This window comes from Agathobacter ruminis (genome assembly GCF_002735305.1).
In the GTDB taxonomy this organism is placed as follows: domain Bacteria; phylum Bacillota; class Clostridia; order Lachnospirales; family Lachnospiraceae; genus Roseburia; species Roseburia ruminis.
Window position 1 is genome coordinate 119,786 of the sequence record NZ_PDYG01000134.1, and the last position, 19,988, is coordinate 139,773.

Annotated in this window: 17 protein-coding genes, 1 pseudogene and 1 riboswitch; of the genes and pseudogenes, 17 read left to right on the forward strand and 1 reads right to left on the reverse strand. The window is 46.4% G+C overall.

Annotation, left to right across the window (positions count from 1 at the left end):
* The first annotated feature begins 265 nt into the window (after positions 1-265).
* Genes CSX02_RS12680 through CSX02_RS12710 form a run of 7 tightly spaced genes read left to right on the forward strand, consistent with a single transcriptional unit; the run spans position 266 to position 9,501 of the window.
* The gene (locus CSX02_RS12680; RefSeq protein ID WP_099386949.1) at positions 266-1,534 is read left to right on the forward strand and encodes a glucose-1-phosphate adenylyltransferase; all 1,269 of its coding nucleotides are present in this window, start codon (positions 266-268) and stop codon (positions 1,532-1,534) included.
* Complete coding sequence (gene glgD / locus CSX02_RS12685) at positions 1,534-2,652, forward strand: glucose-1-phosphate adenylyltransferase subunit GlgD (RefSeq protein WP_031543676.1); 1,119 nt, start codon at positions 1,534-1,536, stop codon at positions 2,650-2,652. Before CSX02_RS12680 ends, glgD begins: the two co-directional genes overlap by 1 nt.
* A gap of 9 nt (positions 2,653-2,661) precedes the next feature.
* Positions 2,662-2,919, forward strand: coding sequence for a septation regulator SpoVG (gene spoVG / locus CSX02_RS12690; RefSeq protein ID WP_031543677.1), 258 nt, complete (start codon positions 2,662-2,664; stop codon positions 2,917-2,919).
* 44 nt (positions 2,920-2,963) lie between these two features.
* Positions 2,964-3,551 (forward strand): aminoacyl-tRNA hydrolase, encoded by a 588-nt coding sequence (pth, locus tag CSX02_RS12695; protein WP_099386950.1) that lies wholly within the window; start codon positions 2,964-2,966, stop codon positions 3,549-3,551.
* Position 3,552: 1 nt separating this feature from the next.
* Positions 3,553-7,074 (forward strand): transcription-repair coupling factor, encoded by a 3,522-nt coding sequence (gene mfd / locus CSX02_RS12700; protein WP_099386951.1) that lies wholly within the window; start codon positions 3,553-3,555, stop codon positions 7,072-7,074.
* Positions 7,075-7,119: 45 nt separating this feature from the next.
* Positions 7,120-8,193: a peptidyl-prolyl cis-trans isomerase gene (locus CSX02_RS12705; RefSeq protein ID WP_031543682.1), complete on the forward strand. Its 1,074-nt coding sequence runs from the start codon at positions 7,120-7,122 to the stop codon at positions 8,191-8,193.
* A gap of 12 nt (positions 8,194-8,205) precedes the next feature.
* Complete coding sequence (locus tag CSX02_RS12710) at positions 8,206-9,501, forward strand: UDP-N-acetylglucosamine 1-carboxyvinyltransferase (protein WP_099386952.1); 1,296 nt, start codon at positions 8,206-8,208, stop codon at positions 9,499-9,501.
* Between the two features lie 47 nt (positions 9,502-9,548).
* On the opposite strand, the gene CSX02_RS12715 is transcribed toward CSX02_RS12710, so the two are convergent.
* Entirely contained in the window at positions 9,549-10,727 is a 1,179-nt protein-coding gene (locus CSX02_RS12715; RefSeq protein WP_099386953.1) for an HD-GYP domain-containing protein, read from the reverse strand.
* Between the two features lie 113 nt (positions 10,728-10,840).
* Positions 10,841-10,946, forward strand: a riboswitch (SAM riboswitch).
* A gap of 75 nt (positions 10,947-11,021) precedes the next feature.
* Here CSX02_RS12715 and metK point away from each other — a divergent pair.
* The 10 genes and pseudogenes from metK to tilS all read left to right on the forward strand — a co-directional run bounded on the left by metK (position 11,022) and on the right by tilS (position 19,983).
* Positions 11,022-12,206: a methionine adenosyltransferase gene (gene metK / locus CSX02_RS12720; RefSeq protein WP_031543685.1), complete on the forward strand. Its 1,185-nt coding sequence runs from the start codon at positions 11,022-11,024 to the stop codon at positions 12,204-12,206.
* Positions 12,207-12,285: 79 nt separating this feature from the next.
* Positions 12,286-13,464, forward strand: a complete 1,179-nt coding sequence (locus CSX02_RS12725; RefSeq protein ID WP_099386954.1) for a sensor histidine kinase — start codon at positions 12,286-12,288, stop codon at positions 13,462-13,464.
* Positions 13,461-14,150 (forward strand): response regulator transcription factor, encoded by a 690-nt coding sequence (locus tag CSX02_RS12730; RefSeq protein ID WP_031543687.1) that lies wholly within the window; start codon positions 13,461-13,463, stop codon positions 14,148-14,150. The genes CSX02_RS12725 and CSX02_RS12730 overlap by 4 nt, the downstream gene beginning before the upstream one ends.
* Before the next feature lie 16 nt (positions 14,151-14,166).
* A pseudogene (locus tag CSX02_RS14145) lies at positions 14,167-14,679 on the forward strand (pseudouridine synthase); the annotation flags it as partial.
* Between the two features lie 171 nt (positions 14,680-14,850).
* The gene (locus CSX02_RS12735; protein ID WP_242970489.1) at positions 14,851-16,194 is read left to right on the forward strand and encodes a CCA tRNA nucleotidyltransferase; all 1,344 of its coding nucleotides are present in this window, start codon (positions 14,851-14,853) and stop codon (positions 16,192-16,194) included.
* Positions 16,172-17,365 carry a PEGA domain-containing protein gene (locus CSX02_RS12740; protein ID WP_099386956.1) on the forward strand — a complete coding sequence of 398 codons (1,194 nt, stop codon included), beginning with the start codon at positions 16,172-16,174 and terminating at the stop codon, positions 17,363-17,365. Before CSX02_RS12735 ends, CSX02_RS12740 begins: the two co-directional genes overlap by 23 nt.
* A gap of 119 nt (positions 17,366-17,484) precedes the next feature.
* Complete coding sequence (locus tag CSX02_RS12745; protein WP_031543690.1) at positions 17,485-17,757, forward strand: HU family DNA-binding protein; 273 nt, start codon at positions 17,485-17,487, stop codon at positions 17,755-17,757.
* 124 nt (positions 17,758-17,881) lie between these two features.
* Entirely contained in the window at positions 17,882-18,127 is a 246-nt protein-coding gene (locus CSX02_RS12750; RefSeq protein WP_031543691.1) for an RNA-binding S4 domain-containing protein, read from the forward strand.
* A gap of 25 nt (positions 18,128-18,152) precedes the next feature.
* Positions 18,153-18,449, forward strand: a complete 297-nt coding sequence (locus CSX02_RS12755) for a septum formation initiator family protein (RefSeq protein WP_031543692.1) — start codon at positions 18,153-18,155, stop codon at positions 18,447-18,449.
* A gap of 34 nt (positions 18,450-18,483) precedes the next feature.
* Positions 18,484-19,983 (forward strand): tRNA lysidine(34) synthetase TilS, encoded by a 1,500-nt coding sequence (gene tilS / locus CSX02_RS12760; protein ID WP_099386957.1) that lies wholly within the window; start codon positions 18,484-18,486, stop codon positions 19,981-19,983.
* Positions 19,984-19,988: the final 5 nt, after the last annotated feature.

Consider the following 19,988-nt stretch of genomic DNA (forward strand, 5'->3'; position numbering starts at 1 on the left):
GCCTTTCATATTCCTACCTATTATAGCACCAAAATGATTCACTTCAAGTCCATCCCCCATTTTTTCCTTACCATTCACAGCCCATAGACCCGGTAAGCCCTTCACCTTTGCAAGAAACACCCGGAAGCGGAGCATGGGATATGGTTATTATCACGAAAAAAGCGGAAAAACAGTATGCATCTTTGTACAGAATGTTGAAGTGGTGGTGGGTCTGTGATAAAATGATGATAACTAGATTTTACGGGGGACTAGAAGGGGTGAGCACATGAGAAAAGAAATGATTGCAATGTTGTTGGCTGGAGGACAGGGTAGCCGACTCGGCGTGTTGACACAGGATGTGGCAAAGCCGGCGGTACCGTTTGGCGGAAAGTACAGGATTATTGATTTTCCGCTGAGTAATTGTATCAATTCGGGAATTGATACAGTCGGTGTGCTGACGCAGTATCAGCCGCTGCTGCTGAATTCGCATATCGGAATCGGAATACCGTGGGACCTTGACCGGAACAACGGAGGTGTGACCATTCTGCCGCCGTACGAGCAGACGGGCAACAGCGAGTGGTATACGGGCACGGCGAATGCGATTTATCAGAATATCAAATATATTGACTCGTATAACCCGGAATATGTGCTGATTTTATCAGGCGATCATATTTATAAGATGGATTATGAGGTGATGCTTGATTTTCATAAGCAAAATGATGCGGATGTCACAATTGCAACGATGCCGGTGCCGATTGAGGAGGCAAGCCGCTTTGGAATTGTAATTGCTGATGATGAGAAACGGATCGAGGACTTTGAGGAAAAGCCGAAGCAGCCAAGAAGCAATCTGGCATCCATGGGTATTTATATCTTTACATGGAGCGTTTTGCGGGATGCGCTTGTCAGCATGAAATGTCAGAAGAATTGTGACTTCGGCAAGCATATCATTCCGTATTGTTTCAAAAATGAAAAGCGTATGTTTGCATACGAATTCAACGGTTACTGGAAGGATGTCGGCACATTGGGTTCTTACTGGGAAGCCAATATGGAACTGATCGATCTGATTCCGGAATTCAACCTCTATGAAGAATTTTGGAAAATTTATACGCGCACGAATGCGATTGAACCGCAGTATCTCGGACCGGAGGCAAACTGCGAGAAATGTATTATCGGCGAAGCTTCCGAGATTTTCGGTGCAGTCATCAATTCGGTGATCGGACCGAATGTCAAAATCGGCAGGGGAACGGTGGTTCGCGATTCCATCATAATGCAGGATACGGTAATCGGAGATAATTGTACCATTGATCATACAATCATCGCAGAGAATTGCACCATTGGCGAGAATTGTACGATTGGATACGGAGAACCGGTTGAAAATAAATTAAATGCATCTGTCTATTCCTTTGGACTGGCGGTAATTGGAGAAAAATCCGTGATTCCGGAAAAGGTTCGGATAGGTAAGAATACCGCAATAGCAGGAGTTACGACGCATGAGGATTATCAGGACGGCGCACTCGCAGACGGGGATGTAATCATTAAGGCAGGTGAAGAATAATGAAAGCGATAGGAATCATTTTGGCAGGTGGCAGCAATCACCGCATGAAAGAATTGACGAGAAAGAGAGCGATTCCGGCGATGCCGGTCGGCGGCAGTTTCCGCTGCATTGATTTTGCACTGAGTGCAATGAGCAACTCGCATATACAGACGGTTGCGGTACTGACCCAATACAATGCGCGAAGTCTGAACGAGCATCTGAATTCCTCAAAATGGTGGGATTTCGGACGCAAACAGGGCGGACTCTATCTGTTTACACCGACGGTGACTGCGGACAACCAGGACTGGTACCGCGGCACGGCAGATTCGATTTATCAGAATATTGATTTTTTGAAAAAACATCATGAGCCTTATGTGATTATCTCAAGCGGCGATCTGGTATATAAAATGGATTTCAACAAATTGCTGGAGTATCATATTGAGAAGCAGGCGGATATCACCGTGGTTTGCAAAGATATGCCGGCGCAGACGGATGTATCCCGTTTTGGAGTAATCAGGATGAATGAAGAATTCCGGATTGTCGATTTTGAAGAGAAGCCGCTGCAGGCGCATTCGAATACCATTTCGGCAGGAATCTATGTCTTCCGCAGACGCCAGCTGATAGAGATGCTTGAGCGTTCCGCTGAGGAAAACAGATATGATCTGGTGCAGGATATCATCGTCCGCTATCGCGATGTGAAGCGGGTATATGGATATAAACACAAAGAATATTGGGCAAATATTGCGGATACACAGGATTATTTCAAAACCAATATGGAATTTTTGAAGCAGGGAATTCGCAATTATTTCTTCCGTGAAGAGCCAAAGACTTATTCTAAGATTGCCGATTTGCCTCCGGCGAAGTATAATATAGGTTCAAAGGTAACCAATTCGATTGTTGCGAGTGGCTGTATCATCAACGGAACCGTGGAATCTTCAGTGCTGTTTAAGAAAGCTTTTGTCGGCAAGAATTGTGTCATCAGGAATTCGATTATTCTCGATGATGTATATATAGGAGACAATTCGCATATCGAAAATTGTATTGTGGAAAGCAAGAGTACACTCCGGCCGAACAGTTATTATTGTGGGGAAGGAGAAGTGCAGGTTGTCTGTGAACAGTTTGAGCGTTACATGTTGTAGGAGGTATATATGGAGATAACCGATATCAGAATACGAAAATTTGAAGGTGAAGGCAAGAAAAAAGCGGTTGCATCCATTACAATCGATCATGTATTTGTCATACATGAAATTAAGATAGTGGAAGGCGCAAAAGGATTGTTTATCGCAATGCCAAGCCGCAAAGCGACGGACGGGAATTATCGGGATATCGCACATCCGATCAATACCGAGACACGCGAGATGTTACAAAATTTAATTATTCAGAAATACCTGGAGGAGTCGGATTAACCGACTCCTTATTGGTGTTACAGAAACAAAGACGGAGGAATAACATGTTTTTGATAGTAGGTCTGGGAAATCCCGGAGACAAATATGAGCACACGAGACACAATGCGGGATTTGATACCATTGATTGTCTGGCAGATCAATATGGGATTTCCATTCGGGAGAAGAAGCACAAAGCACTCTTGGGACAGGGAATGATTGAGGGGAACAAGGTGATTTTGGCAAAGCCACAGACCTTTATGAATTTAAGCGGAGAAGCGGTTGCGGAGATTTTGAATTATTACAAGATGGATCCGGAGACGGAGTTGATTGTAATCTTTGATGATATTTCACTCGATGCGGGAAATATCAGAATTCGCAAAAAAGGATCGGCCGGCGGACACAACGGCATCAAAAATATCATTGCAATGACCGGAACACAGAATTTCATGCGCATCAAAGTCGGCGTCGGCATGAAACCGGCCGGAGGAGATCTGGTGGCTCATGTGATGGGGCGCCTGCCAAAGGATGAAGGCGAATATTTTGATCTTGCAAAAAAGAATACCTGCGAAGCAATCGCCATGATTCTGCGCGGCGAGATTGATCGTGCAATGAATGCATACAACAAAAAAGTTCGGGAGAAAGAAGAGGCATAACATGCGTGCATTTGTTGAACCAATTCTTCAAATGGGGCAATACCCACAATTAAAAAAAGCATTGAGTCAAAAAGGGCTCTTTCCGGTCACCGGCTGTATCGATTCTCAGAAATCTCATCTGATCTATGCAGCCGGCAATGGTCGTGCCCATAAACTGGTAGTAACCTTCCATGAACAGCGTGCAAGGGAACTCGCAGATGAATTGTCATTTTATGACGCATCGACGGTTTTTTATCCGGCAAAGGATGTCCTGTTCTATCAGTCGGATATTCGAGGCAACATGCTGACTTCAGAGCGCATCAAGGCGCTCAAAATGATTGAGGAATCAAAGCAGATTACGGTAGTGACGACATTCGATGCGCTGATGAATACGATGGCGATTGATGGCTTTTTAAATGCGATTCTGATGCTGTCGGTCGGCCAGTCCGTCATGCTTGATGAGATACAAAAGACACTGGTACGAATGGGATATGAAAAAGAATATCAGGTTGAAAACATGGGACAGTTTGCCATGAGAGGAGGAATCCTTGATGTATATCCTCTGACGGAGGACAATCCGATTCGAATCGAATTTTGGGGAGATGAGATTGACAGCATCCGTACCTTTGATGCGGAGAGCCAGAAATCCATTACAAACCTGGATGATATCATGATTTATCCGGCTTCCGAGCTGGTGTTAACGGAGGAGGATCTCGAGTCCGGAATCGAAAAAATACAGGAAGAGACGGAGCGCATTTATGAGCAGTATCGTTCGGAATTTAAGACCGAGGAAGCGCATCGTCTGCGTCAGCACTCGGAAGAACTGATTGAAGAATGGAGAGAACTGTCGGTTTATTCCGGAATCGATGCCTATCTGTCCTATTTTTGTGAGAGACCTTCGTCGCTGTTGCAATTGTTTGACGCAAAGGATACGACCATCTTTTTTGATGAACTTGCAAGATGTATTGAGCGCGGTGATTCTACAGAGACAGAGTTTGCAGAGAGTATGAAGCAGCGTCTTGCGCTTGGATACATTTTGCCGGGACAGATGCGTGAATTGTATTCCTGCAAGGAGACGCTGGCACGATGTATGTCATTTGCGTGTATTTCGCTTGCGGCGCTCGACAATAAATCGCATGGCTTTAAGCTGACGGGCGAATTGGATCTGCATGTCAAGAGCATCAGCGGTTACAGCAGCAGTTTCGAATTGCTGGTCAAGGATATCCGCCAGTACAGCAAGAATCATTATCGCATGATATTGATGTCGAATTCGCGCACCAGGGCAAAACGCCTTTGCGAAGACTTGCTTAACGAAGGAATCTCCGCTTTTTACACCGAGGATTATGACCATGAACTGCCGGAAGGCATGGTAATGGTCTGCCGTGGCAGTCTGTCGCGCGGATTTGAATATCCGGTTTTGCGTTTTGCAATCATTACGGAATCGGATATCTTCGGTTCTCAACATGCAAAGAAAAAGAAAAAGCGCGTGCGCGCCTACGAGGGCGAAGCAATTTCTTCTTTTTCGGATTTGTCGGTCGGCGATTATGTCGTACATGAAAATCACGGCCTCGGTGTCTATCAGGGAATCGAAAAAATTGAAGTCGATCATACGATTAAAGACTATATCAAAATCCAGTATGCGGGCAGCTCAAATCTTTATATTCTGGCGACTCAGCTGGATCTGATTCAAAAATATGCCGGTAAAGATGCCAAAAAGCCAAAGCTGAACAAGCTTGGCGGACAGGAATGGGAACGGACCAAGTCGCGTGTGCGCGGTGCGGTCAAAGAGATTGCAGCCGACCTGGTACGCCTGTATGCGCTGCGCGAATCCAATACCGGTTTCGTCTACGGAGAGGACACTCCATGGCAGAAAGAATTTGAAGAACTGTTTCCATATGAGGAAACGGAAGATCAGCTTTCGGCAATCGCGGATACCAAACGCGATATGGAAAGCACCAAGATTATGGATCGTCTGATTTGCGGAGATGTCGGATACGGCAAGACCGAAATCGCGATTCGTGCGGCCTTCAAAGCAGCTCAGGAAGGCAAGCAGGTTGCATATCTGGCACCGACCACCATTCTGGCGCAGCAGGTATATAACAATTTCGCGGAGCGCATGAAAGAATTCCCGGTTCGTGTGGATCTGTTATGCCGTTTTCGCTCTGCGGCACAGCAGAAGCAGTCCATCGCCGACTTGCGGAAAGGACAGGTGGATATCATTGTCGGAACACATCGTCTCCTGTCAAAAGATGTGGTGTTCAAAGACCTCGGTCTGCTGATCATCGATGAAGAGCAGCGGTTCGGCGTGGCTCACAAAGAAAAAATCAAACAGATGAAGACCAACGTTGATGTCCTGACACTGACAGCAACACCGATTCCGCGTACGCTTCACATGTCGCTGATCGGAATTCGCGATATGAGTGTGCTCGAGGAGCCGCCGATGGACCGACTTCCAATTCAGACATATGTGTTGGAATATAATGATGAACTCGTGCGCGAAGCGATTCTGCGTGAACTTGCAAGGGACGGACAGGTTTATTATGTCTACAACCGCGTGCGTGATATCGCGGATGTCGCGGCCAGAATCCAGTCGCTCGTACCGGACGCATCGGTGGCCTATGCCCATGGTCAGATGAAGGAGACGGAGCTTGAACGCATCATGTACAGCTTTATCAACGGTGAAATCGATGTGCTTGTCTCCACGACCATTATTGAAACCGGAATGGATATTTCCAATGTCAATACGATGATTATTCATGATGCGGACAATATGGGCCTGTCCCAGCTGTACCAGCTGCGCGGACGCATCGGCCGCAGCAACAGGACCGCATATGCCTTTCTGATGTATCGTCGCAACAAATTCCTCAAGGAAGTGGCGGAAAAACGTCTGGCTGCGATTAAGGAATATTCCGATCTCGGAAGCGGATTTAAAATTGCAATGCGCGATCTCGAGATTCGCGGTGCGGGCAATCTGCTCGGTGCTGAGCAAAGCGGACACATGGAAGCGGTTGGATATGATCTGTATTGCAAAATGTTAAATGAAGCGGTCAAGGTCGAGAAGGGAATTGTGCCTGAAGAACGATTTGAGACTTCCATCGACATTGAAACCGATGCTTATATTCCAATCTCATATATTGCAAATGAATATCAGAAATTGGATATCTACAAGCGAATCGCGGGTGTTGAGACGCAGGAAGAATCCGAGGAGATGACGGAAGAACTGATTGACCGCTTCGGAGATCCGCCAAATGCGGTCATGAATCTGCTTCGGATTGCATGTCTGAAAGCGCAATGCCATAAAGCTTATATTGAAGATATCACCCAAAGAGGCGAGTCCGTAAAGATTACCATGTATGAAAAAGCACAAATTGATGTGGCAAAAATTCCGGAACTCTTAGAAAAATTTTCGGGATTAAAATTTGTGCCGGATAAGCAAAAGCCTTATTTTACCTATCAAATCGGGGTTAACAGTCGCGAGTCGGCCAAAGATATTTTGGAGACTCTTGAAAATATGACTTGCGCCTTTTTGAATTTGGTTCTATAATAATTCAGATAATGCCGTGTACTAGGCGAATTTTTAGGAGGAATCATGAAGTTCAAATCGATGAGAGCAATTGCGCTTGCAGGCGTACTTGCGGCATCTGCATTGACCGGATGCGGAATAAATAAGGATGCGACAGTAGCAGTATTAGGCAATCAGGAAATCAAACTTGGGGTGGCTAACTTCTATGCCAGATATCAGCAGGCAAGTTTTAGCGACTATATTTCATATTATGCATCATATTATCAGTATGAGGATCCATGGCATGAAGATCTCATGAGTTCAGGTGACACCACCGAAAACTCAATTAAGAGCAGTGTTATGGAGACCGTCCATGAATGGTATACATTAAAAGCACACATGGATGAATACAAGGTTGCACTGACCGATGAGCAGGAAGAAAAGATCAAGAAGGCAGCAACCGATTTTATGGAGGCAAACAGCGAAGAGGCTTTGGCCGAGCTTGGTGCCACACAGGAAATCGTGGAAGAGGTACTTCGTTTAAACACCATTCAGCATATGATGCGTGAGGCAATCATTGCGGATGTGGATACCAATGTATCTGATGCGGAAGCAAATATGCGTGCATATTCCATCATTACCATTCCAATCGGTACCCATTATGAGGCTGACGGAAGCCAAAAGGAATATACCGATGATGAAGTGCAGCAGATGACTGCAAAGGCAAAAGAATTTGTGGCACGTGCAAAGTCTGCGGATGATAAGACATATGAAGATCTTGCAAAAGAGTATGAATATACCGCATCAGCTGCAACCTATGATGCAGACAATGACACATTGGATGCACAGTTAAAGGAAGCGCTCGACGGTCTCAAAGCCGGCGAGGATGCAACATTGGTTACAACCGATGCAAACCTTTATATTGTAAAGATCACTGCGGAGACAGATAAAGAAGCAACTGAGAACAACCGTAAGAGCATCATCTCTGACCGCCAGGACAAGAAGTACAATGAAGTACTTTCTAAATGGCAGGAAGACGACGGATGGGAAATCAAAGAAAAAGTATGGTCAAAAGTTGTTTTTGATGATTTCTTCTCTACATCAACAGAAGAAGATACGGAGAACGGAACAGAAGTCGGAACAGAGACCTCAACACAATAAAAGGGAAATTGTATGGCTGAGAAATATGTGATTAAGGGCGGAACGCCCCTGCAAGGTGAGGTCGAAATCGGCGGAGCAAAGAATGCGGCATTGGCAATTTTGGCTGCAGCGATTATGACTGATGAAACCGTGACCATTGACAACATGCCGAATGTGCGTGATACCAATACGCTTCTGCAGGCAATCGAGGAGATTGGTGCACATGTTGAGCGTGTCAATGATCATAAAGTGAAAATTAATGGCTCGTTCATTCGAGATGTGAATGTGGACAACGAATTCATTCGAATGATTCGTGCATCATACTATCTGATTGGTGCACTTCTTGGAAAATATAAAAAGGCAGCAGTTGCACTTCCGGGTGGATGTGACATCGGAAGCCGGCCGATTGACCTTCATATGAAGGGATTTCGTGCGATGGGCGCGAAGGTGGATGTCGCACACGGACTTGTATGCGCAGAGGCAGAAAATCTGACCGGAGCGCATATTTACATGGACAAAGTGTCTGTAGGTGCAACCATCAATATTATGATGGCGGCTGCCATGGCAGACGGTAAGACGGTAATTGAGAATGCCGCAAAAGAACCGCATGTCGTAGATGTTGCGAACTTCCTGAACAGCATGGGAGCCAATATCCGCGGTGCAGGTACGGATGTGATCCGAATCAAAGGTGTGGAGCGTTTGCATGCGACAGATTATTCCGTGATTCCTGATCAGATTGAAGCAGGTACATTTATGTTTGCGGCAGCTGCAACCGGCGGAGATGTTGTGGTTAAGAATGTCATTCCAAAGCATCTGGAAGCAACCAGCGCCAAATTATTGGAAGTGGGATGCCGTGTCATCGAATATGATGATGCCGTTCGCGTAATTGCAGATGGCAAATTACAGCATACCCAGGTGACAACCCTGCCTTATCCGGGATTCCCGACAGATATGCAGCCACAGATGGCAGTTGTACTCGCACTGGCGGAAGGTACCAGTACCATCACGGAAAGCATTTTTGAAAACCGCTTTAAATATGTCGATGAATTGACCCGTATGGGCGCAGATATCAAAGTTGAGAGCAATATCGCAATCATTAACGGCGTTGAGCATTTCTCCAGTGCCCGTGTCAGTGCACCGGATTTGCGCGCAGGAGCTGCACTCGTAATCGCAGGTCTGACCGCGGAAGGCTTTACCACGGTTGACAGCATTCATTACATTCAGCGCGGATATGAGAATTTTGAAGTGAAACTTCGCGAACTTGGTGCGGATATTATTCGTACAGAGGATGAGCGTGAAATTCAAAAATTCAAATTAAAAACATCATAAAGATAAAAAGAAAAAGATTCGGGTTTGTGCCCGAATCTTTTTTGATTTTAAATGATTGCTTTGATAAACAAATCTCTCGTATGAGACAAATCGATAATCGAATTGTCATCAAATTTGACCATCGGTCTTGAAAGGTCATTTTTGTTTAACATAATGATTTTGCAAGAACGACCGTCATTGAGTACAACGCGGTTGCTCTGATAGGTCATCGCAATCTGTCGAAGGAAGGTCATGATAAATTTGATTGGATACTTTTGGAATCCTTCTTCTTCGAATTTGGCGATTACCTGGAACGCACAAAGCGGAATACGATAGCTTCTTGCGGCGGTCATGGCATCATAGACATCGGCGATTGCAATGATCATCGCAACTTCATCGATGTTGTCCTCGTCGAGACCGGTTGGATATCCGCTGCCGTCACAACGCTCATGGTGCTGCAGAGTGGCTTTCTTGATGCGGGAATCCAAATCCATTCCTTTGATCAGTTTATATCCGAGTTTTGGATGGCTGCGAATCAGATCGAATTCTTCATCGGTCAGCTTTCCCTGTTTGTTCAATACTTCTTCCGGAATCAGGCATTTGCCAATATCATGAATCAGTCCGGCTTCCGTGATGATATCCAAAGACTGTTTGTCGATACGGAGCCAGCGTCCGATCATGCGCGCTACCAGAGCCACGTTGATGGAATGTGCATAGATGGTATCATCCAGTGCACGAAGGTTGTTCAACATATCAAACAATTCAACAATGGTATCTCTCTTTTGATAAAGCGGCTTGATGGATTCAAGCAATTCCTCGGGATTCAGTGGGGTACCTTTGTCAATGGCTGCGGCAAAAGCATCCTTCAATACAGAGATGGCATGATAATATTCCATCTGAAATCCCATGAATTGCGGAGACTCCGCAACACGCTGTTTGGCAGTTTTGGATTCCTTGATATAGGTATGCTCCATTGTCGGCCGTTCAGGCTTGACCGGCTCTGGCTTGACCGGTTCTTCTACTACAGGCTGTTCGCTTGCAGAAAGTGTCTGCTCGACGACTTCCGCAACGGCCTGATGTGGATCGTCCTCTACCTGTGCAAAATCGACACGATAGAGTTTCATGCGGTTGATTAATTGCCGTGTTACTTCTCCACCGGCCTCCCCCAGAATCTGTCCTGTTTGGGTCTTAACCGTGCCTACCAGGATCATTCCCGGCTGTAACTCGTGCGGGGTTAAAGTCCTCATTTTTACCTCCAATAAACACTACTACTTGAAATTATAATTTTTTGCATATGTAAAGTCAACAAATAAGGGGTTGACAATTGAAAGAAATTAGAGTATTGTCATTATACGATTTTCTCTTATTCAGAGTGGTGGAGATACATAGGATCGATGAAGCCACAGCAACCCCGTCCGAAGAGACCGGAAGGTGCTAACCTGAGCGAACTAATCGAACGATAAGAGGATTTGTTGATATCACATTTACGAATCCGCCCTTATCGGCGGCTTTTTTTATACAGAAAAGGAGATCATTCTATTATGGAAAAACTATTATTTACATCTGAATCAGTTACCGAAGGACATCCTGACAAGGTATGTGATGCGGTTTCGGATGCGATTCTTGATGCGTGTCTGGAACAGGATCCGATGAGCCGTGTGGCTTGTGAGACAGCTGCCTGCACCGGATTTGTTCTGGTAACCGGTGAAATTACGACAAAGGCACAGATTGATGTGCCATCCATCGTCCGCAAGACTGTTCTTGAAATCGGATATGATGACGGAGCAAAGGGACTCGATGGTAATTCCTGTGCGGTTATGGTTGCATTGGACCAGCAGTCTGCCGATATCGCAATGGGTGTTGACAAGGCACTCGAGGCAAAGGAAGGTAGTCTGACCGATGAACTCGATACCGGAGCCGGTGATCAGGGTATGATGTTTGGTTATGCGACCAATGAAACCGCAGAACTGATGCCATATCCAATCTCTCTTGCCCACAAGCTTGCTTTGCAGCTGACCAAGGTGCGCAAGGACGGCACATTGTCATATCTTCGTCCGGACGGCAAGACCCAGGTGTCTGTAGAATATGACGAAAACGGACAACCGAAGCGTCTTGAAGCTGTCGTACTCAGTACCCAGCACAGCGAAGATGTCACCCAGGAGCAGATTCATGCAGACATCAAAAAATATGTATTTGATCCGGTTATTCCGCAGGAAATGGTGGATGCACAGACCAAATTTTTCATCAATCCGACCGGCCGTTTCGTAATCGGCGGACCTCACGGAGATGCAGGTCTGACCGGACGTAAAATCATTGTAGATACCTACGGCGGAATGGCGCGCCACGGCGGCGGTGCATTCTCCGGAAAAGACTGTACCAAGGTTGACCGTTCGGCTGCATATGCTGCCCGCTATGTTGCGAAGAACATTGTCGCTGCAGGTCTTGCAGATCGCTGCGAGATTCAGCTTTCTTACGCCATCGGTGTGGCTCAGCCAACCTCCATCATGGTGGATACGTTCGGAACCGGAAAGCTCTCCAATGAAAAACTTGTCGAAATCGTGCGCGAGACATTCGATCTTCGTCCGGCCGGCATCATCAAGATGCTTGACCTGCGTCGCCCAATCTATCGCGGCACCGCAGCTTACGGACATTTCGGTCGTACCGACCTCAATCTCCCATGGGAGAAGACCGACAAGGTTGCAGAATTACAGCAAAAAGCAAAATAGTCTGAATCAAGATGACCGGAATGTCAAGCATTCCGGTCATTTTTTTCACGCTCAGACGGATTTATGATATAATACCCTTATGAAGATAAAGACGAAGCTGATAATTTCATTTTGTATTATTATTTTGGTGCCGGTCATTCTGTTTAGTTTGATCTCGGGGGCGATTTATGCGCAGCAGATCCGGGAACTGACGAATCTGGCGAAGGAGAATTTGCAGGCCAGACAGATGTTTAACACACTGGTGCTGTATATTGTATGTATTCTGGTATTCACGGCGGTACTGTTGCTGCTGTGGGTATACAGGAGCATCATTACGCCGATTCGCAAGTTGAGAAATGCGGCAGACAATATCAAAGAGGGCAATCTGGACTTTTGCGTCGATGTCAGCGGTGCCGATGAAATCGGTGAACTGGGCGAGGCTTTTGAAAGTATGCGCCGACAGCTGAAAGACAATGCGGAGGAAAAGCTGCGGGATGAGCAGGAGAGCCGCGCACTGATCAGCAATATTGCGCATGATCTGAAGACGCCGATCACGGCGGTGAAAGGATACGCGGAAGGCATTCTCGACGGTGTCGCCAATACGCCGGAAAAGGTGGACAAATATGTACGAACCATTTACAATAAGGCGACAGAGATGAATACGCTCATCAATGAGCTGACATTGTATTCAAAGATTGACACGAACCGCATTCCATATAATTTTGCAAAAATCCATGTGGCCGATTATTTCAACGACTGTATTGAAGAAATCGGAATGGATCTGGAATCGCGCTCAATCGCGCTGTCCTATTACAATTATGTGACGGAAGATGTGCAGATTATTGCGGATCCGGAGCAGTTGCGACGCGTCATCAGCAATATCATCAGCAATTCCGTAAAATACATGGACAAGGCGAATGGTGTGATCAATTTCCGCATCAAGGATGTCGGTGATTTTATTCAGGTTGAGATTGAGGACAACGGACGTGGCATCGCGGCACATGACCTGCCGTATGTGTTCGACCGGTTCTTCCGCGCGGATGCGTCGCGCAATTCTGCAACGGGTGGAAGCGGAATCGGTTTGTCCATTGTCAAAAAGATTATCGAAGATCACGGTGGCAAAATCTGGGCGACCAGCATCGAAGGACAGGGGACAACCATGGTATTTGTCATTCGCAAATATCAGGAAACCATTATGAACGAGACAGCGGTCAATGACGAAGATGACGAATATCGCGATGCGGAATATACAACCGTAGAGGACAGGAGGACAAAATGAGTAAAGTTTTGATTATAGAAGACGAAGTAGATATTGCAAATCTGGAAAAAGATTATCTGGAATTATCCGGGTTTGAAGTCGAGATGGAGCATGACGGACAGCGCGGTCTGGCACGGGCACTCTCAGAAGATTATGACATGTTCATTTTGGATCTGATGCTGCCGGGGATGGATGGATTTGAAATTTGCAAAGAGATCCGCGAGCGTAAGAATACGCCGATTCTGATGGTGTCTGCCAAGAAGGATGACATTGATAAGATCCGCGGTCTCGGCCTCGGTGCGGATGATTATATTACCAAGCCGTTCTCGCCGAGTGAGCTGGTGGCAAGAGTCAAAGCACATCTTGCGCGCTATGAGCGTTTGATTGGAACCAATGTCGAAGAGAATAACATTGTTGAGATTCGCGGAATCAAGATTGACAAGACAGCGCGTCGCGTCTGGATCAACGGCGAAGAAAAGCAATTTACCACCAAAGAGTTCGATCTGCTGACATTTCTTGCGGAACATCCGAACCATGTCTATTCCAAGGAAGAACTGTTCCGTGAAATCTGGGATATGGAGTCAGTGGGAGATATCGCAACCGTCACGGTACATATCAAAAAAATCCGCGAAAAAATCGAGCTCGATACTGCAAAGCCACAGTATGTTGAGACCATCTGGGGCGTAGGCTATCGCTTCAAATTATAGACGGGAGAATATACAGTTGGAAATCATATATGAAGATGATGCGATTATCGTCTGTTATAAACCGGCCGGCGTGCCGACACAGACGAAGCGACTCGGACAACAGGATATGGAGAGCCTGCTCAAAAATTATCGCGTCAGGAATCATGAACAGCCCTATATCGGAGTCGTTCACAGGCTGGATCAACCGGTGGAGGGCGTGATGGTGTTTGCCAAAACACCACAGGCTGCTGCAGATTTGTCGGCACAGGTACAAAAGCGAACCATCGGAAAATGCTATCTGGCACTCGGAATTCGTGACGAAGGCGCCAGGATGCTCACCAAAGGGCAGAGCGGTTCGCTGACCGACTTTTTGGTTTTTTCACAGAAAGAAAATTTATCACGCATTATTACAGAACAGCAGGCGAAGTCTGCCGGTGCAAAAAAGGCAATGCTGGATTATCAAATCATGGATGTGCGCAGTCTGGATGGACAGACTGCGGCTTTGTTTGATATCACGCTTCATACCGGTCGCCATCACCAGATCAGGGCACAATTGTCACATCTGGGATATCCGCTGTACGGAGATCAAAAATACGGGAATGCAGCGGGAAAGACCGCATTGGCACTTTGCTCTTACCGGATTGCTTTTTCACATCCGGTGACAGGAAAAGAGATGGATTTTGTGATTGAACCACAACATCCGCTTTTGCAGCGCAACAGGATGAACATGCAATTGCCGGCTGATGTGGAAAATATAATACAGACATTGGAGAACGCCGGATTCGAGGGCTATGCCGTGGGAGGTTGCGTGCGTGATACACTTTTGGGACGCGTTCCAAAAGACTGGGATATCACGACATCGGCAAAACCGCAGGAAGTCAAGGCGCTCTTTTCGCATACGATTGACACGGGAATTCAGCATGGTACGGTTACCGTGATGCAAAACCATGTGGGATACGAAGTGACAACTTACCGGATTGACGGTGAATATGAGGATGCACGCCATCCGAAAGAAGTGACGTTTACATCCAGCCTGGCGGAGGATTTGCGCCGGCGCGATTTTACCATCAATGCGATGGCCTACAGTCATTCGACGGGACTGGTGGACCTGTTTGATGGCGAAAAGGATTTGAGAGAACACCGGATTCGCTGTGTCGGGAATGCAACGGAGCGCTTTTCGGAGGATGCACTGCGCATGCTTCGCGCAATCCGCTTTTCGGCACAGCTCGGTTTTGAGATAGAACAGGAAACCTGCGATGCAATCCGGGAACTTGCCGGAAGCATCCGAAAAATCTCTGCGGAACGTATCGCAACCGAATTGATCAAGACGGTTACGAGTGCGCATCCGGACTATCTGGAAAAGGCTTATAAACTTGGACTGACAGCCTATGTGTTGCCGGAATTCGATGCGATGATGCAATGTCCGCAGATGAACCGGAATCATTGTTTTGATGTGGGCACCCATTCCCTTGTCGGAATGCAGCAGATCCAACCGGAAAAAGATTTGCGTCTGGCAATGCTGTTTCATGATGTGGCCAAGCCGCTTTGCAAAAGTACGGACGAGACAGGGCAGGAACATTATTACGGACATCCGGAGATGGGCGCAGAAATGACGAAAAAAATATTGCGCCGTCTGAAACTCGATAATGATACCATCGCGCATACCACGGCCTTGGTGAGATATCATGATGAAAGACCGGAGTTGACGGACAGGACACTGCGACACTTCCTCAATCAGATTGGCGTGGAGCTTTTGCCGGATCTGATTGCAATCAAGCGGGCGGATATCCTTGCACAAAGCGAATATCTGCGCAAGGAAAAGCTGGAATATCTCTCACAGCTTGAAAGTCTCTGTGCAGGCATTCTTGCGCGAAATGAGTGTGTGTCACTCGCAGGGCTGGCTGTAAACGGCAAAGACCTGCTTGCACTGGGGATTCCGCAGGGAAAACAAATTGGTGCAATATTAAAATATCTGCTGATGATTGTTTTGGACCATCCGGCAGAGAATACCAAAGAGCATTTGATGGAGATGGCAGAAAGATATGAAAAGAATCTCGAAGAATAGGCTGATGTGGATTGCTGTCTGCATATTGACGCTTGTCCTGTCTGCATGTGGCAAACAATCACTGGATAAGCTGGGCGAGGGTGGTTACCATTATTATTATCCGTCCACACAACAGGATGGTACACAGGTGGCGGAGCGCGAAAAGGAAGACATTCTCTATATGATTGTCGCCAATGATACGGTACATGAGCTGATTCATGTCTATTGTTATGACAATGGGATGCAATATCAGTATCATTACGGCCTTTTCACCGATTTTCTCGACAAATACGGCAATACCGACTCGGCAGCACAGTTTACTCCGGGGCGTGTCGTATGGCTCGGCAGCACGGATGAGGAAGGTAAATTAAAAGAACTCGGGATTTCCGACCGTGTATGGGAATATAAAGATATCACGCGATTTGAAACCAATCCGGAAGAAGGACAGCTGAAAATCGCGGATAGTCTGTATTCGTACGGAAGTGATGCAATTACCTTCAGCAACGATTCCCAGGTGGAATTTGACAGCATTACGAAGGATGACACGCTTGCGGTCGTCGGAATCGGCAAAAAAATCCTTTCCGTATCGGTGACAACAGGTCACGGAACCCTTCAGCTGGCCAATACGACATTGTTTGATGACAGCTATCTGCAGGTGGGGGAGAAGATTTTTGTCCGGATCACACCGGATATGAGTCTGGATCTACCGGAGGGACAATATCGTCTGGCGGTCGCAAATGATGGCTGGGGTGGCACCAAAGACATCAAAATCAAACGCGGCAAGACTACAAAAGTCGACCTCGACAAGATGAAAGGTAAGGGCCCGAAGTATGGAAAAGTACTGTTTTCCATCAATCCGGAGGGCGCAATTTTGTATCTTGATGGTCAGCCGGTCGACTATTCACAGCCGATTTCGCTTAAGTACGGAAAACACAGTTTGTCAGTTGTGACGGAAGAATATGATGACTGGGAGCGTACGCTCTATGTAAATTCGCCGGAAGCAACCATAATAATTAAGGTTACCGACGAGGAAACACCTGCTCCGAGCACGCAGGTTGTAGAGGCTCCAAAACCGCCAAAAACCACAGAATCAGCGGATTCACAGGGGTCGAGCGAAACGTCGACTGAGCAGAACCCGGATTTGTATAAATACCTTTCCGATTATTTGTCAACCCTTTCTTTAAGAGATTAATAAATTTGTAAAATCTCTACAAACCCTTGAAAAATGGGCACTTTTCCTTGACAAACAGGTCGAAAATTAGTATAAATAGTTTTGTAATAAATTTAGTTAATCCAGAGGAGGAATTTAACATGAACAAAGCAGAATTAGTTGCAGCTATCGCTGAGAAGGCTGAAGTATCTAAGAAGGATGCTGAGGCAGCTGTTAAAGCTTTTACCGAAGTTGTATCAGAAGAGTTAAAGAAGGGTGAGAAGATCCAGTTAGTTGGATTCGGAACTTTCGAAGTTTCTGAAAGAGCAGCTCGTACCGGACGTAACCCACAGACTGGTAAGGAAATCACCATCCCAGCTTCTAAGGCTCCTAAGTTCAAGGCTGGTAAGGCTTTAAAGGATTCTATCAACTAATCTAATTAGATAGAGAGTTCATTATGAAAAGGGAAGGAGATCGGTTTATCCGGTCTCTTTTTTTGTGCATGAATGGGAGAATATGATATAATAAGAAAAATAGATTGAATGTTGGAGGAAAATGATGAGACTGGACAAGTTTTTGAAAGTATCCAGATTGATTAAGAGACGCAGTGTTGCAAACGAAGCCTGCGATAACGGACGAGTTATGGTCAACGGTAAGGTGGCAAAGGCATCTGTCAATGTTAAGGTTGGCGATATTATTGAGATTGCATTTGGACAGCGCACCGTGAAAGCCAGAGTGCTGGCCCTGGCGGATACCACCAAAAAGGAAGAAGCAAAGGAATTATTTGAGTATCTTGCAGAATAAACCTGAGAAGTTGAGAGGGAGCCGAATGACAGCGCGTAAACATAAAAACCGGCGCGGCGAGAAAATCAGCATTGCAATCATTGTATTGCTGTTGCTGGTTGCGATGAATGTGCAGGTTTTTCGTCTGAAACAAAAAGATAAGTCTTATGCGGAGCAGGTAGACAAATTGCAACAGCAGCTTGCAGATGAGACAGAACGGGCCAGTGAATTAAAGGAACGTGAAGCCTACATGCAAACACTGCAGTTTGTGGAAGATATGGCAAAAAGCAAATTGGGACTTGCATATGAGAATGAAATCATATTCAAAGAAAGCGACGAATAATATTCGCCGCTTCTTTTGCAGATAAAGGTGGGACATGAAACAACAATTACTCGAAACCATTCGAAAATATCATATGATTGCACCGAATGAGACGGTATGCGTGGCAGTGTCGGGCGGTGCAGATTCCGTTGCTTTGCTCTGCGCACTCAAAGAACTTGAGCCGTGTCTGCAATGCCGGATCACAGCTGTGCATGTGGAGCATGGCATTCGCGGCAACGAGAGCATAAGAGATGCGCAGTTTGTGCAGGACCTGTGTGATATGCTGGAGGTTCCGCTGACCGTGCATCATGTCGATGTACCGGAATTTGCAGCAATGCAGGGAATCGGCATTGAGGAAGCGGCCCGCATCCTTCGCTATCGCGTGTTTGAAAACCTGACAGAGCCGTCTGTGGTGGCACTGGCACATCATAGCGATGATCAGGCGGAAACCGTACTGTTTCAGCTGGCAAGAGGCACCGGATTGCGCGGCCTCTGCGGCATGCCTCCCGTGCGTGAGCTGACGAATCACATCCGACTGATCCGGCCGATGCTGGGGGTGACACGTGCCCGGATAGAAGCCTATTTAAAGAAGCAGGGACAAAGCTATTGTACCGATGCGACCAATGAAGATGAGGCTTACAGCCGCAATTATATACGTGCGCAGGTGCTTCCGGCTTTTGCGGGAATCAATCATCATGCAGCAGTACACATCAGTGAAACGGCCTCGCGCCTGGCTGAGGTCGAGGACTATCTGCAAAGGCAGACCAAAACCGCATTTGAGAAAGCTGTCGTAGAAGAATATGAATTTGAAAATCTCTGCGCGGAATTGTCCCTGTCGACCCGCAGACTTTCGCAAATGCATCCGGCGATTGCCCGCCGTGTGATTCATATGGCCATTGCGGAATTGCTGCACAGTGCAAAGGACATTGAGGCCGTGCATGTGGATGAAGTCTATCATTTACTGGATCATGTCGAAGGTGCGAGTATACAACTGCCGGGATGGATGAAGGTCTATCGGGACAGTGACCTGATTGTTTTTATGAAGGTACCTACACGCGAACTGTATGAGCAGATGAGCGAAAAAGTGCAGCCTCAGGAACTGATTCCTGTTACGGTTTCGGCGCAGGAGATAAAGATGCTGAAACAGGAACAGACCACAATGCAGATTTTGCTTTGCAACAGAGAAAACACCGTGGTGAAAAAGCTGACACTTTGCGTGCGTGAGGCTACAAACTGTGCGGATTTGCGCAAAAAGTCATGTACGAAATGTTTGGATTATGATAAGATTAAAAATGGATTTGTAATTCGAAGCCGTCGGGAATCGGATGCATTTGTCCTGAATGCGAAGGGTGAGCATAAGAATGTAAACCGTGAATGGATTGATGCCAAGATACCGGAACATCATCGCGGATTGATCCCGATTGTGGCAGGAGAGACGCAGGTTTATGCGATTCTTTCGAATTATGAATATAAGGGGCGTGTGTCAGTTGATGCATATGTTTCATCAGATACGACATATGTTCTGGAAATAAAAGAAATACAAGAGGAGAATTGAGTGAC

Coding starts and splice junctions, on each gene's coding strand:
- CSX02_RS12730 (WP_031543687.1), top strand. CDS start 13,461: ATGAGTAAAGTTTTGATTATAGAAGACGAAGTAGATATTGCAAATCTG.
- CSX02_RS12710 (WP_099386952.1), top strand. CDS start 8,206: ATGGCTGAGAAATATGTGATTAAGGGCGGAACGCCCCTGCAAGGTGAG.
- glgD (WP_031543676.1), top strand. CDS start 1,534: ATGAAAGCGATAGGAATCATTTTGGCAGGTGGCAGCAATCACCGCATG.
- CSX02_RS12735 (WP_242970489.1), top strand. CDS start 14,851: ATGAACATGCAATTGCCGGCTGATGTGGAAAATATAATACAGACATTG.
- tilS (WP_099386957.1), top strand. CDS start 18,484: ATGAAACAACAATTACTCGAAACCATTCGAAAATATCATATGATTGCA.
- CSX02_RS12725 (WP_099386954.1), top strand. CDS start 12,286: ATGAAGATAAAGACGAAGCTGATAATTTCATTTTGTATTATTATTTTG.
- CSX02_RS12680 (WP_099386949.1), top strand. CDS start 266: ATGAGAAAAGAAATGATTGCAATGTTGTTGGCTGGAGGACAGGGTAGC.
- CSX02_RS12715 (WP_099386953.1), bottom strand. CDS start 10,727: ATGAGGACTTTAACCCCGCACGAGTTACAGCCGGGAATGATCCTGGTA.
- mfd (WP_099386951.1), top strand. CDS start 3,553: ATGCGTGCATTTGTTGAACCAATTCTTCAAATGGGGCAATACCCACAA.
- pth (WP_099386950.1), top strand. CDS start 2,964: ATGTTTTTGATAGTAGGTCTGGGAAATCCCGGAGACAAATATGAGCAC.
- CSX02_RS12705 (WP_031543682.1), top strand. CDS start 7,120: ATGAAGTTCAAATCGATGAGAGCAATTGCGCTTGCAGGCGTACTTGCG.
- spoVG (WP_031543677.1), top strand. CDS start 2,662: ATGGAGATAACCGATATCAGAATACGAAAATTTGAAGGTGAAGGCAAG.
- metK (WP_031543685.1), top strand. CDS start 11,022: ATGGAAAAACTATTATTTACATCTGAATCAGTTACCGAAGGACATCCT.
- CSX02_RS12755 (WP_031543692.1), top strand. CDS start 18,153: ATGACAGCGCGTAAACATAAAAACCGGCGCGGCGAGAAAATCAGCATT.
- CSX02_RS12745 (WP_031543690.1), top strand. CDS start 17,485: ATGAACAAAGCAGAATTAGTTGCAGCTATCGCTGAGAAGGCTGAAGTA.
- CSX02_RS12750 (WP_031543691.1), top strand. CDS start 17,882: ATGAGACTGGACAAGTTTTTGAAAGTATCCAGATTGATTAAGAGACGC.
- CSX02_RS12740 (WP_099386956.1), top strand. CDS start 16,172: ATGAAAAGAATCTCGAAGAATAGGCTGATGTGGATTGCTGTCTGCATA.